This is a genomic window from Pseudonocardia sp. SID8383 (assembly GCF_009864975.1).
Classification (GTDB): Bacteria; Actinomycetota; Actinomycetes; order Mycobacteriales; family Pseudonocardiaceae; genus Pseudonocardia; species Pseudonocardia alni.
Window position 1 is genome coordinate 1 of sequence record NZ_WWFY01000174.1, and the last position, 11,971, is coordinate 11,971.

The window sequence follows — 11,971 nt, forward strand, 5'->3', positions numbered from 1 at the left end:
TCCCGGGCGGCCCGCCCCCGGCGCGACCCCGCGGACTGAACTGCGGCTGCCCCTCGCGCCGCCGCATGTGTCCCGCCGGTCGCCGCACAGGGTGTGGTGGCGCCGCAGCGGGTGTGACGAGTGCGGCGGCGACGGAACCTGTGCGGCACCCGGGCGGGTGCGACGATCGGGGCATGGCCGACGACGTGGTGGTCCCGGAACCGGTGCAGCGCCAGCTGCGGGAGCGTGTCGAGGCGGCGCTGGCGACGCTCCCCCCGGCCGAGCGCCGGGCCGCGTCGGAGGCGGACCGGGCGGGGAAGCGGGCCGCCGCCGTCACCCTGACGCTGCTGCCGGTCCCCGGTGCCACCGGCGACGGCCGTCTCGCCGACGAGGTCGCGTTCGTCCTGACCCGGCGCGCCCGGTCGCTGCGGGCGCACTCCGGCCAGTGGGCCCTTCCGGGCGGACGGCTCGACCCGGGTGAGACCGCCGAGCAGGCGGGGCGCCGCGAGGTGTCCGAGGAGATCGGGCTCGAGCTCGGCCCGGACCGCGTGCTCGGTCTGCTCGACGACTACCCGACCCGTTCCGGCTACGTCATCACCCCGGTCGTGCTGTGGGGCGGCGGCGCGGGCGAGCCGACGCCCAACCCGGACGAGGTCGCCGAGCTGCACCGCCCGCCGCTGGCCGAGATCGACCACGAGCCCCGGTTCCTCACGATCCCCGAGTCCGACGCCCCGGTGATCCAGGTGCCGCTGTTCGACCGCTACGTCCACGCCCCCACCGGGGCGGTGCTCCACCAGTTCCGCGAGGTCGTCCTGCACGGGCGCGCGACCCGGGTCGCGCACCTGGAGCAGCCGGTCTTCGCCTGGCGCTGAGGACTCCCGGAACCGGGTCTCGGGCGCGGACGGGCCCGCCGAACACGCCCTCCGGGTCGACGCGGCGCTTCAGCGTGGCCGGCCGGCGCCGGGTGTCGTCGTCCCGGTACGGGCACCTGGTGCAGCTGCCGCGGACCCGGCTGCGGACGCGCTCCGGGCACCGGGTGGTGGCGCACGCGTCGCCGCTGGCCGGGCCGGCCGGGGCCTCGGGAAAGGTCGTCGTGACGATCGAGGAGGCCCGCCCGCCGGAGATCGTCCCGCTGGCCACCGCGTCCGCAGCAGGCGCGAGCTCACCGCCCGGGTCTACGTCGACCAGTACGCCCCGCGGCTGCAGATCGGGGCGGGGCTCACGCCGTCCGGCTGGCTCGCCGGTACCGCCTGAGGCCTCAGGTGTGCTCCCGCAGGAACGCGATGTCGCGGGCCTGTCCCTCGGCCGGGGTCTCCACCACGACCGGTGCCCCCGCCGCCGCGACGACGGCGGCCAGCTCGTCCGGCGGGATCGTCCCGTCGTCGATGTTGGCGTGCCGGTCGCGGGCGGAGTCGAACGCGTCGCGCGAGTTGTTCAGGTGGATCAGGTCGATCCGCCCGGTGATCCCCCGGACCCGCTCGACGATCCCGGCCAGCTCCTCGCCACCGGCGAAGGCGTGACAGGTGTCCAGGCAGAACCCGACGCCGAACTCGCCCACCGCGTCCCACAGCCGGCCCAGCGCGTCGAACCGGCGGGCCATGGCGTTGTCCCCGCCCGCGGTGTTCTCGATCAGGACGGGCACGTCGAAGCCGTGCTCCCCGGCCTGGCGCTCGACGAACTTGCGCCAGTTGTCGATCCCGACGGCCGGGTCGTCGTCCTTCGTGACGTGGCCGCCGTGCACGACCAGGCCGAACGCGCCGACCTCGGCGGCCCCGGCCAGGTGCTGCTGCACGATCTTGCGGCTCGGGATGCGGATCCGGTTGTTCGTGGACGCGACGTTCGCGGTGTAAGGCGCGTGCACCACCACCGCGACGTCCGACGCGGCCAGCTCCGCCGCCCGTGGGTGCGGCGGCGGCTTCTTCCAGCCCTGCGGGTCGGACAGGAACAGCTGGATCACCTCGGCGCCGACCTCGGCGGCCGCGGCCAGGGGGTCCTCGGCGTCGCGGACGTGTGCTCCGATCTGCATACGGGCACGGTAGCGAGGACCCCCGACAGCCGTGGGCCGCCGGGCAGGCGTCGGTGATCGAGAATTTCACCGGGCCGCCCTCCACCGAGGTCACGGTCACCCGGGCCGGCAGCTGCTCGCCGCCGACGGTGAGGGTGCAGGTCTGCACCGCGCCGCGCCGCCGACGAGCAGCCCGCCGCCGGTGTGTTCCTGAGTCCGGACAGGATCCGGGCGTGGCTGCGGACGTGGGTGGTGCCGGACACGAGCTCTCCCCGTGGTCGTCGGCGCCCGCGGACCGGGCACCCGTACGACGACCAGCGTCTCCGCGGGCACGACCCGAACCCGTCCCGGCGATCCGGGGAGCCGCGTACCCGCAGGTCGTGGCCGGAACGGCCGTTGCTAGCCTGTACCGGCATCCCCACGGCTCCCGCGCATCCGCCGGAAACTGTCGGGGTGCACTGAGAACCTCCTGTCACGGCCGTCCGGGCCGTGACCGTTTCGAGTCCATAGGAGGTGAGTGGTTCTCATGCGTCATTACGAGGTCATGGTCATCCTCGACGGCGGCCTGGACGAGCGCACTGTGCAGCCGTCCCTGGAGCAGTTCCTCACCGTCGTGAAGAACGACGGCGGATCGATCGAGAAGATCGAGGTCTGGGGCAAGCGCCGCCTGGCCTACGAGATCAAGAAGCAGGGCGAGGCCATCTACGCGGTCCTCGACATCACCGCCGAGCCGGCCACCGTCACCGAGCTGGACCGCCAGCTGGGTCTGAACGAGTCCGTGCTGCGCACCAAGGTCCTGCGCAAGGACGTCACCCGCACGCCGGCGCCCGCCGCCGGCTGATTGGAGCCGTCATGGCCGGCGAGACCGTCATCACCGTCGTGGGCAACCTGACGGCGGATCCCGAGCTGCGGTTCACCCCGTCCGGCGCCGCGGTCGCCAACTTCACCGTGGCGTCCACCCCGCGTACCTTTGACCGCCAGTCCGGCGAGTGGAAGGACGGCGAGGCACTCTTCCTGCGCTGCAACATCTGGCGCCAGGCGGCGGAGAACGTCGCCGAGTCCCTGACCCGCGGCGCGCGCGTCGTGGTCCAGGGTCGCCTGCGCCAGCGGTCGTTCGAGACCAAGGAAGGCGAGAAGCGCACCGTCGTGGAGATGGAGGTCGACGAGGTCGGCCCGTCCCTGCGCTACGCGACCGCCAAGGTCAACAAGGTCAGCCGGGGCGGAGGTTCCGGTGGCTTCGGTGGCGGCGGCGGTGGCTACGACGGTGGCGGCGGCGGTGGCGCCCGACAGGGCGGCGGTTCCGGCGGTGGAGGCAACTCCGGCGGCGGCTATGACGACCCCTGGGGTTCGGCCCCGCCCGCGGGCAGTGGCGCCGCGTCCGACGACGAGCCCCCCTTCTGATCCACGTACCTCTCCGTCCGTGACGGGCGGAGGACGATCTCCAGGAGCACCACCATGGCCAAGGCCATCGTGCGCAAGCCGAAGAAGAAGGTCTGCGCTTTCTGCAAGGACAAGGCCCAGCTGATCGACTACAAGGACACCGGTCTGCTGCGGAAGTTCATCTCCGACCGCGGCAAGATCCGTGCCCGTCGGGTCTCCGGCAACTGCCGGCAGCACCAGCGGGACGTCGCCGTCGCGGTGAAGAACTCCCGTGAGGTCGCCCTGCTGCCGTACACCTCGACCGCTCGCTGAGGAAGGGGAGACACATGAAGCTCATCCTCAACGCCGACGTCCCGAACCTGGGTGCCCCGGGTGACATCGTCGAGGTCAAGGACGGCTACGGTCGCAACTACCTGCTGCCGCGCAAGCTCGCGGTCGTCGCCACCCGTGGCGCCGAGAAGCAGGTCGAGCAGATCCGCCGGGCCCAGAAGACCCGCGAGATCCGCGACCTGGGCCACGCCCAGCAGGTCGACTCGCAGCTGCGCAACATCAACGTGACCGTGTCGGCCAAGGCCGGCGACACCGGCCGCTTGTTCGGATCGATCACGCCGGCCCAGGTCGTCGACGCCGTCAAGGCGGCAGGCGGCCCGCTGCTGGACAAGCGCAGCATCGACGTCCCGGGTCACCTCAAGACCCTGGGCAAGCACCAGGTGCAGGTCCGCCTGCACCCGGAGGTCACCACCGAGCTGCCGATCGCGGTCGTCGCGAGCTGAGCGGTCCGGTGGTCGCACGACCACCGACAGTGAACAGGGCGGTGTCCGGAGCCACGTGCTCCGGGCACCGCCCTGTCGTCTGTCCGGGACCGTCCCGAACGGGCGCCGCACACACGGTCCGCAGTCCCGGATGGACGATCGACACCGATCGGACGACCCCGGACGGGATGTCTTGTCACGCAGCCGACACGCCGTCCGGTGACGCTCCACTCGTCGGGCGGGCTTGTGGACGCGCCGGGCGGCGAACGGCCCGCCGGGCGCTCCGACACGCCCGCACGGGGGCGTGCGACGACACGCCAGAGCAAAGTTGTCCACAGCTGTGAACATGCCTGTGACCAGGAAAGACTGCCCGATCCTGTGCGCTGTCCCCAAGTTGTCCCCAGCACGGTCCCGGGACGGGCGGCATCCGTGCACAGTTCATCCCCAGATCGATCACCAGGGCGGTTCGCCAGGCGCCGTCCGGCCGACCTACTGTCGTCGTACCGGGACGCGAGCGCCGTGTCCCGCGGGCCGCGTCCGTCGCGGCCCGTCGGGCACCGGGCCGGCCGGTAGATCACCGACGACGGTCGCGGGTGGGCAGGACGCACCACTCGCGCGTCGAACGTGCGTTCGGTACTGTGTCCACCGGGGGTGACGCTGCGTATGGCTCTGACGGACGATCGTCCCGGCAACAAGCCCCGTGCGGTCCGTGACGGCGAGAAGGCCTCCGGACCGGGCGAGGGTGCGACGTTCGACCGTCAGCCCCCGCAGGACCTCACGGCCGAGCAGTCCGTGCTCGGCGGGATGCTGCTGAGCAAGGACGCGATCGCCGACGTCGTGGAGGTGCTGCAGCCGGAGGACTTCTACCGGCCCGCCCACCAGACCGTCTACGAGACGATCCTGGACCTCTACAGCCGCGGCGAACCCGCCGACGCGGTCACCGTCTCGGCGGAGCTGCAGCGGCGCGGTGAGCTCGTCCGCCTCGGCGGCGCGCCCTACCTGCACACCCTGATCGCGACCGTGCCGACGGCGGCGAACGCGGCGTACTACGCCGAGATCGTGGGCGAGAAGGCGGTCCTGCGACGGCTGGTCGAGGCCGGCACCCGGATCGTGCAGCTGGGCTACCACGGCGCCGACGGCGGCGACGTCGACGACGCGGTGGACCGCGCCCAGGCCGCGGTCTACGAGGTCACCGAGCGCACCACCACCGAGGACTACACGGTGCTGGAGGAGCTCCTCCAGCCCACGATGGACGAGATCGACGCGATCGCCTCCCGGGGCGGCCAGTCCACGGGTGTGCCGACCGGCTTCGCCGACCTCGACCAGGTCACCAACGGTCTGCACCCGGGCCAGATGGTCGTCGTCGCGGCCCGGCCGGGTCTGGGCAAGTCGACCCTGGGGCTGGACTTCGCCCGCTCCTGCTCCATCAAGAACGGCATGACCAGCGCGTTTTTCTCGCTGGAGATGAGCAAGTCCGAGATCGTCATGCGTCTGCTGTCCGCGGAGGCCCGGATCCGGCTGGCCGACATGCGCGCCGGCCGGATGTCGGACGAGGACTGGACGCGGATGGCGCGGCGGATGTCGGAGATCTCCGAGGCGCCCCTCTACATCGACGACTCGCCGAACCTGACGTTGATGGAGATCCGGGCCAAGGCGCGCCGGATGAAGCAGCGCTACGACCTGAAGCTGATCATCCTGGACTACCTGCAGCTGATGACCTCGGGCCGCAAGGTCGAGTCCCGTCAGCAGGAGGTCTCGGAGTTCTCCCGGCAGATCAAGCTGCTGGCGAAGGAGCTCGAGGTCCCGGTGGTGGCGATGAGCCAGCTGAACCGTGGTCCCGAGCAGCGCACCGACAAGCGGCCGATGCTGTCCGACCTGCGTGAGTCCGGCTCGATCGAGCAGGACGCGGACATGGTGGTGCTGCTGCACCGCCCCGACGCGTTCGAGCAGGACGACCCGCGCGCCGGTGAGGCCGACCTGATCCTGGCCAAGCACCGTAACGGCCCGACCACGACGATCACCGTCGCCCATCAGCTGCACTACAGCCGGTTCTCCGACCTCGCCCACGGCTGAGGCGGCCGGTCGCGCGCCACGGCCACGCCGTCCGTCCGGGGCGACACCGGTCGCTGGATGGCCACCGTCCGGGGCGGCACCGCGCGGTGCGGGGGTGGCGGGTCAGGCGGTTCCGGGGTGCGCCTGCGGTCCGGTGGTGGCCGCGACGGCCAGGGCGAGGCCGGCCACGAGGATCCCCGCGACGACGACCGGCACGCTCACCAGCACGGCACCGAGCAGCAGCACGACCAGCGCGGTCCCCAGCAGCATCGTCGGGAACGGGCCGGAGCCGTGCACGGTGCGCCGGTCGCGGGCGAAGCCGGCGAGCAGTCGTCCACCGTGGCGGGCCGGGGCGCGCAGTGCGGTGTTCAGCGCGGAGAACCGGCGGACCAGTCGCGGGTCGGTCAGTCGCAGCTGCACCTCGATCTCGTGCAGTCGACGGTTCTCGCGCTCGCTCAGCACCTCGGCAACCCCTCGTGTCCACGTCCCGGCGGACACGGTCGTGCCGCCGTCCGGCGCGGGGCGTCGTCGATCCGGCCTGGTGACGACGTTACGTGACCGATTCGTGATCTCGCCGACCGGGCCGACCGGCTCACATGCGCCCGTCCTCACACCGGGGACGGCGCCCGGGGTCACCAGAGGGAGACGCGGTCCCGGCGGGGGCCCGCGGGAGCCCCGAGGCGGGCGGTCAGCGCGGCCCAGGAGCGTGCCGTGCCCGGTGTCCGGGCCGGCCGGGGGCGGAGCCAGCGGACCGCCAGGTCCGGGTCGTCCGGGTCGACGTCGAAGCGTTCCCGGCGCGGGAGCCGGGTGGCGCTGCGCAGCTCGACGACGGTCCCGCTCGCGACGGACTGGACGCCGTAGAGGCAGCCCGGCGGGACGAGCAGTCGCTGCGGGCCCTCGAGCAGCGCGACGGCGAGCCGGCCGAAGGTGTCGGCGTCCGGCCGGGCGTCGATGACGACGGCGTAGCCGCTGCCGCGGGGGACGCCGAGCAGCACCGCGTCGCCGGGATGGCCGAACAGGCCGAGCACGGCGTCGCGGGCCGGGCGGCGCCGTCGTCGCACGGTGAAGGCGGTGAGGTCCGGGCCGGATGTGTCGGCGACGGTCGGATCGAGCAGCAGCGCGCCGGGCACCACGGTTCGTACGACGTCCACTCGACCTCCCTCGGGTCCGGTCACCGCGTGCGACGGGAGCGCGGTGGGCTGCGGTTGGGGTACCGGAGACGACAACGAGCGGACCCGGTCCCGGTGACGCTGCGCGAGTCCACGTTGCTCTGATCGGGTTCACAGCGGGCTTTCAGCCCCCGTATCTACTATCGGGCCTAGTACTGATGCGACGAGGGGTGGCGCATGACCGACGACCCGACGCCGGGTACCCGGTGCCGTGCCTGTGGCGGTGCCGCGGGCACGGTCGTGCTCGACCTGGGCGAGCAGCCGCCGTGGGACCGGATGCCCGCGCGGGACGCCCCGCTGCCCGACCCGGCGGCCCCGCTGCGCATGTGGCTGTGCGCCGGCTGCGGTCTCGCCCAGCTGCAGACCGATGCCGCGGTCGCCGAGGAGCTGCACGGCGTCGAACCGCGGGCGATGACCGAACAGAGCGACCGCTCGGTCGGCCGGCTCGCCCGCGCCGGGCTGGTCCGCCCGGGCGGCCGGGTCGCGGAGTTCGGCAGTCCGCACGGCGGCTCGTGGCTCCCGCGGCTGACCGGGCGCGGCATGGTCGCGCTCGACGCGGACGCGGTGTCCGCGGCCGGGCGGGCCGACCTCGTCGTCGACTTCTACGGGCTGCTGCACGAGCCCGACCAGGCCGATGCGCTCGCCCGGCGGGTCGCGCTGCTCGCCCCCGGCGGCACGCTCGCGCTCCAGCTGCTGTCGCTGGGCACCGTGCTGCGTGACGACCAGTGGTTCGACCTGCGCCACGGCCACTACGGCTACTGGTCGCTGCCCGCCCTGGACGCCGCACTGCGCCGGCACGGCCTGGGCGTGCATCGGGCGTGGTGGTACCCGCTGTCCGGTGGGACCGTGCTGGTCACCGCCCGGGCCGGCGCCGAGCCCGACGCCGGGACCCGCCGCCTCGTCGACGAGGAACGCGCCCTCGCCGTCACCGAGCCGTCCGGGTTCGCCCGGCTGCAGGCGGCCGCCGACGACACCCACCTGCTGCTCGACTGGCTGGTCGCCGAGCGGGCGGCCGGACGCACCGTCGCCGCCTACGGCGCGGCGTCCCGCGCGGTGCCGCTGGTGTGCCGCGCCGGGCTGGACGCGTCGCTGCTGGCCGCCGTCGGGGACGCCTCGCCGGCCAAGCAGGGACACCGCATGCCGGGCAGCGACGTGCCCGTCGTGTCCCCCGACGAGCTCGCCGGCCTGCACCCGGACCGTGTCCTGCTGTTCCTGCCCGAACTCCTCGACGAGGTCCGCGCCGCGCTGCCCCAGGTGGAGGCCTCGGGTGGTCGCTGGGTGGTGCTCGGCCCGGGACCGCGTGCGGTGGAGCCCGTGTCCGCACTGTCCGGCTGCTGATCCGACGGCCCACCGACCGGGGGAGCATGGGGGGTTGCGGTTACCCTCGGATCCGGGAGGCAACATGCGTGGTCGACTCGGCGAGCTCGAGGCCGCCGTGATGGACGTGCTGTGGGGCGACGCGGGACCGTGCCGGGTGCGCGACGTCCGCGCCCGCCTGGCCCCGGCCCGTCCGCTGGCGTACACGACCGTCATGACGGTGCTCGACAACCTGCACCGCAAGGGCTGGGTGCAGCGGGAGCTGGACGGTCGCGCCTACCTCTACACGCCGGCCGCGAGCCGCGAGGAGGAGACCGCGCGCGCCCTGCGCGACCTGCTCGACGGCCCCGGCGACACCGAGGCCGTGCTCCTGCACTTCGCGCGCTCGGTGTCCGAGCGCGAGTCCGCCGTGCTGCTCGCCGCCCTCTCGGGCCCCGATCGCGGCTGACGCCGCCGCCCGGGCCACCGTGGTCGGGGGAGCGCCGACCCGGAGGCGGTCAGGCCGCCCGGTCGCGGTGCGACCGGGACCGCAGCCATGCCGGACGGCGGCTCGCCGGGGCGGGGACGTCGCCGTCGCGCTCGGCGGTGCGGGTGATGTTGCGGACCATCCCGCCGAAGACGATCCCGTGGAACGGCGCGACCGACCACCAGTACAGGTAGCCGGGGAGGCCGTGCGGGATGAACACCGCCCGCTGGTGGTAGGTCGACCCGCCCGGACGCGGGCGCACCGACATCTCCAGCCAGGCCCGGCCGGGCACCTTCATCTCCGCGCGCAGCCGCAGCAGCCCCTCCCCGGGGTCGCGGTCGCTGCCGGCCGGGCGGGCCCCGCCGGGCTCGACCATCCGCTCCACCCGCCACCAGTCCAGCGCGTCGCCGGTGCGCAGGTCGTGCGGGTCGCGACGGCCGCGGGAGAGCCCGACGCCGCCGACCGCGCGGTCCATCCAGCCGCGCACCGACCAGGCCAGCGGGAACGAGTACCAGCCGCGCTCCCCGCCGATGCCCTCGACGACCGTCCACAGCCGTTCCGGGGTGGCGGCGCAGGCCTGCTCGCGCTCGTCGAGGTAGACGTCGCCACCGGCCCACTCCGGGTCGCTGGGCAGCGGGTCGGACGGCACGTTCGCCACCGTCGCGCCCGACCAGCGGGTCTCGACCTCGCCGTCGGTGATGCGGGACAGGGCCAGCTCGACGGCGCGGTCGTAGCCGATCAGCCCGCCCGGCGGGTCGGGGATGCGGGCCTTGATGTCGTCCTCGGAGCAGACGACCTCGTGGACCAGGGACTCGATCAGCGGCTTCGCGATCGACTTCGGGACGGGCGTGACGACGTTGATCCAGTGCGCGGACAACGACGGCGACAGCACCGGCACCGGCAGCACCCGGCGCCGGGACAGGCCGGCGACGCGGGCGTAGCGCTGCATCATCTCGTAGTAGGTGAGGACCTCGGGGCCGCCGATGTCGAAGGTCCGGTTCAGCTCGGCGGCCGGCGCGTCGATCTCCGCGACCCGGATCAGGTAGCGCAGCACGTCGCGCACCGCGATCGGCTGGATCCGGTTGTGCACCCAGCGCGGGGTGACCATCAGCGGGAGCCGCTGGGTCAGGTAGCGCAGCATCTCGAAGCTGGCCGAGCCGGAGCCGAGGATCACCGCGGCCTGCAGCACGACCGTCGGTACCCCGGAGCGCAGCAGGGTCTCGCCCACCTCCACCCGCGACGCCAGGTGGGCCGAGAGCTTCCCGGCCCCGGTGTCCGGGTGCAGACCACCCAGGTAGACGATCCGCTTCACGCCGGCCGCGCGCGCCGCCTCCCCGAGTATCAGCGCGGCCCGCCGGTCGGTGGCGGCGAAGTCGGAGTCCGACAGCGAGTGCACGAGGAAGTAGACGACGTCGACGTCCTCGCAGGCCGCGCGGACGCTGTCCGGGTCCAGCAGGTCGCCCTGCACGATCTCGGCGTCGGCGGCCCACGGCACGTCGGCGAGCTTGTCCGGGTTGCGGACCAGGCAGCGCACGTGGACCGGGCCCGTGGACGGGTCCGGGACGAGGTCGGGCTCCGGACCGTGGCCCAGCAGCCGGGGCGCGAGCCGCCCACCGATGTAGCCGGTCGCACCCGTCACGAGATAACGCACGGCGCGATCGTCCCACCGCAGGCACTGCGCGGCAGGGCGTGCGCTCAGCCCGGCAGGGCGGGCGGCGGGTTCGCCTCGCGCGGGCGCAGCGGGTCCACCGCCCGCGGCGCGACCTCGCGCGACGCGACCAGGGACCGCACCGCGGCGGTCAGTACGGCCAGCAGCGGGACGGCGAGCAGCGCGCCGGCGATCCCGGCGACGACCACCCCGACCGCGACGCCGAGCGCGACCGCCAGCGGGTGCAGCCGGACGGCCCGGCCCATCAGCACCGGCTGGAGCACGTGGCTCTCCAGCTGCTGCACCGCCAGCACGACACCGAGCACGATCAGCGCGGTCACCGGTCCCTCGGTGGCCAGCGCGACCAGCACCGCGACGGCGCCGGTCAGCACCGCCCCGATGATCGGCACGAACGCACCGAGGAACACCAGCGCGGCCAGCGGCAGCACGAACGGCACACCCGTCGCCCACAGGCCCAGGCCGATCCCGATGGCGTCGACGATCGCGACCAGCACCGTCGCCCGTACGTAGCCGACGAGCGAGGCGAACGCCCGGCGGGCGGCGACGTCGACCCGCGAGCGCCGGGCCCGCGGGGCGAGCAGCCGGACGAACCCCCAGATGCGGCGGCCGTCGTGGAGCATGAAGATCAACGCGAAGAGGCAGAGCGCGAACCCGGCGAGGATCTCCCCGACGGTCGCGGCGGTCGTCACCGCGCCGGAGGTCAGCGTCTGCTGGTTGTCGCGCACCGCCTGCAGCACCTGGTCGCCGAGCACGCCGACGTCGATCCGGAACGGCGTCGCGTCGGCGAGCCCCTGCAGCGAGCCGACGTTGTCGGTGACCTCCGCCACCACCTGGGACGTGCCGTCGACCAGGGTGCTGACGACGGCGGTCAGCAGCCCCCCGAGCGCGGCCAGACCACCGACCATCACCAGCGCCGTCGCGATGCCGCGGGGCACCCGCCGCTCGTGCAGCCACCGGACCAGCGGGGCGAGCAGTGCGGACAGCAGTACCGCGATCGCCACCGGGACGACCACGACCCGCAGCTCGATCACGAGGAAGACGAGCAGCGCGAATCCGGCGGCGATGACGAGCATCCGGGCACAGGCCTCGGAGGCGATCCGCAGCGGGCGCGGGATCTCCGCCCGCGGTGACGGGCGGGGGCGCGCCCCGGCGGCCCGCGCCGCGGGGTCCGCGACGTGCGGC

Annotated in this window: 13 protein-coding genes; 8 read left to right on the top strand and 5 right to left on the bottom strand. The window is 73.8% G+C overall.

Going from position 1 to position 11,971, the window contains the following annotated elements:
• The first annotated feature begins 173 nt into the window (after positions 1-173).
• On the top strand, positions 174-851 hold the full coding sequence (locus GTW08_RS04175; protein ID WP_073576122.1) for an NUDIX hydrolase: 678 nt from the start codon (positions 174-176) through the stop codon (positions 849-851).
• Between the two features lie 386 nt (positions 852-1,237).
• On the opposite strand, the gene GTW08_RS04180 is transcribed toward GTW08_RS04175, so the two are convergent.
• Positions 1,238-2,005: a deoxyribonuclease IV gene (locus GTW08_RS04180; RefSeq protein ID WP_062398963.1), complete on the bottom strand. Its 768-nt coding sequence runs from the start codon at positions 2,003-2,005 to the stop codon at positions 1,238-1,240.
• 505 nt (positions 2,006-2,510) lie between these two features.
• Between GTW08_RS04180 and rpsF the strand changes: the two genes are divergently transcribed.
• From rpsF to dnaB, 5 genes are all read left to right on the top strand, one after another.
• On the top strand, positions 2,511-2,825 hold the full coding sequence (rpsF, locus tag GTW08_RS04185; protein WP_073576120.1) for a 30S ribosomal protein S6: 315 nt from the start codon (positions 2,511-2,513) through the stop codon (positions 2,823-2,825).
• 11 nt (positions 2,826-2,836) lie between these two features.
• Positions 2,837-3,385 carry a single-stranded DNA-binding protein gene (locus GTW08_RS04190; protein WP_073576119.1) on the top strand — a complete coding sequence of 183 codons (549 nt, stop codon included), beginning with the start codon at positions 2,837-2,839 and terminating at the stop codon, positions 3,383-3,385.
• A gap of 54 nt (positions 3,386-3,439) precedes the next feature.
• A complete protein-coding gene (gene rpsR / locus GTW08_RS04195; RefSeq protein WP_020623471.1) occupies positions 3,440-3,676 on the top strand; it encodes a 30S ribosomal protein S18 in 237 nt (78 codons plus the stop codon).
• A 14-nt stretch (positions 3,677-3,690) separates the two neighbouring features.
• Entirely contained in the window at positions 3,691-4,137 is a 447-nt protein-coding gene (gene rplI / locus GTW08_RS04200; RefSeq protein ID WP_073576118.1) for a 50S ribosomal protein L9, read from the top strand.
• A 642-nt stretch (positions 4,138-4,779) separates the two neighbouring features.
• The gene (dnaB, locus tag GTW08_RS04205; RefSeq protein ID WP_062403954.1) at positions 4,780-6,189 is read left to right on the top strand and encodes a replicative DNA helicase; all 1,410 of its coding nucleotides are present in this window, start codon (positions 4,780-4,782) and stop codon (positions 6,187-6,189) included.
• Between the two features lie 102 nt (positions 6,190-6,291).
• Here dnaB and GTW08_RS04210 read toward each other — a convergent pair whose 3' ends face one another.
• Positions 6,292-6,630 carry a DUF3040 domain-containing protein gene (locus GTW08_RS04210; RefSeq protein ID WP_073576117.1) on the bottom strand — a complete coding sequence of 113 codons (339 nt, stop codon included), beginning with the start codon at positions 6,628-6,630 and terminating at the stop codon, positions 6,292-6,294.
• A gap of 170 nt (positions 6,631-6,800) precedes the next feature.
• Complete coding sequence (locus GTW08_RS04215; RefSeq protein WP_073576116.1) at positions 6,801-7,319, bottom strand: dTDP-4-dehydrorhamnose 3,5-epimerase family protein; 519 nt, start codon at positions 7,317-7,319, stop codon at positions 6,801-6,803.
• Positions 7,320-7,514: 195 nt separating this feature from the next.
• On the opposite strand from GTW08_RS04215, the gene GTW08_RS04220 reads away from it, so the two are divergent.
• Both GTW08_RS04220 and GTW08_RS04225 read left to right on the top strand, forming a co-directional pair.
• Entirely contained in the window at positions 7,515-8,675 is a 1,161-nt protein-coding gene (locus GTW08_RS04220; protein WP_073576115.1) for a class I SAM-dependent methyltransferase, read from the top strand.
• A gap of 64 nt (positions 8,676-8,739) precedes the next feature.
• A complete protein-coding gene (locus GTW08_RS04225) occupies positions 8,740-9,102 on the top strand; it encodes a BlaI/MecI/CopY family transcriptional regulator (RefSeq protein ID WP_062398947.1) in 363 nt (120 codons plus the stop codon).
• Positions 9,103-9,151: 49 nt separating this feature from the next.
• Here the strand turns inward: GTW08_RS04225 and GTW08_RS04230 are convergent, their stop codons facing one another.
• Positions 9,152-10,771 (bottom strand): SDR family oxidoreductase, encoded by a 1,620-nt coding sequence (locus GTW08_RS04230; protein WP_073576114.1) that lies wholly within the window; start codon positions 10,769-10,771, stop codon positions 9,152-9,154.
• Between the two features lie 44 nt (positions 10,772-10,815).
• On the bottom strand, positions 10,816-11,904 hold the full coding sequence (locus GTW08_RS04235; RefSeq protein ID WP_073576159.1) for an AI-2E family transporter: 1,089 nt from the start codon (positions 11,902-11,904) through the stop codon (positions 10,816-10,818).
• Positions 11,905-11,971 lie beyond the last annotated feature (67 nt).

What these genes read in the sequence shown, in the direction of transcription:
- GTW08_RS04175 (WP_073576122.1), top strand. Translation starts at nt 174, where the DNA reads ATGGCCGACGACGTGGTGGTCCCGGAACCGGTGCAGCGCCAGCTGCGG.
- dnaB (WP_062403954.1), top strand. Translation starts at nt 4,780, where the DNA reads ATGGCTCTGACGGACGATCGTCCCGGCAACAAGCCCCGTGCGGTCCGT.
- GTW08_RS04220 (WP_073576115.1), top strand. Translation starts at nt 7,515, where the DNA reads ATGACCGACGACCCGACGCCGGGTACCCGGTGCCGTGCCTGTGGCGGT.
- rpsR (WP_020623471.1), top strand. Translation starts at nt 3,440, where the DNA reads ATGGCCAAGGCCATCGTGCGCAAGCCGAAGAAGAAGGTCTGCGCTTTC.
- GTW08_RS04225 (WP_062398947.1), top strand. Translation starts at nt 8,740, where the DNA reads ATGCGTGGTCGACTCGGCGAGCTCGAGGCCGCCGTGATGGACGTGCTG.
- rplI (WP_073576118.1), top strand. Translation starts at nt 3,691, where the DNA reads ATGAAGCTCATCCTCAACGCCGACGTCCCGAACCTGGGTGCCCCGGGT.
- rpsF (WP_073576120.1), top strand. Translation starts at nt 2,511, where the DNA reads ATGCGTCATTACGAGGTCATGGTCATCCTCGACGGCGGCCTGGACGAG.
- GTW08_RS04190 (WP_073576119.1), top strand. Translation starts at nt 2,837, where the DNA reads ATGGCCGGCGAGACCGTCATCACCGTCGTGGGCAACCTGACGGCGGAT.
- GTW08_RS04180 (WP_062398963.1), bottom strand. Translation starts at nt 2,005, where the DNA reads ATGCAGATCGGAGCACACGTCCGCGACGCCGAGGACCCCCTGGCCGCG.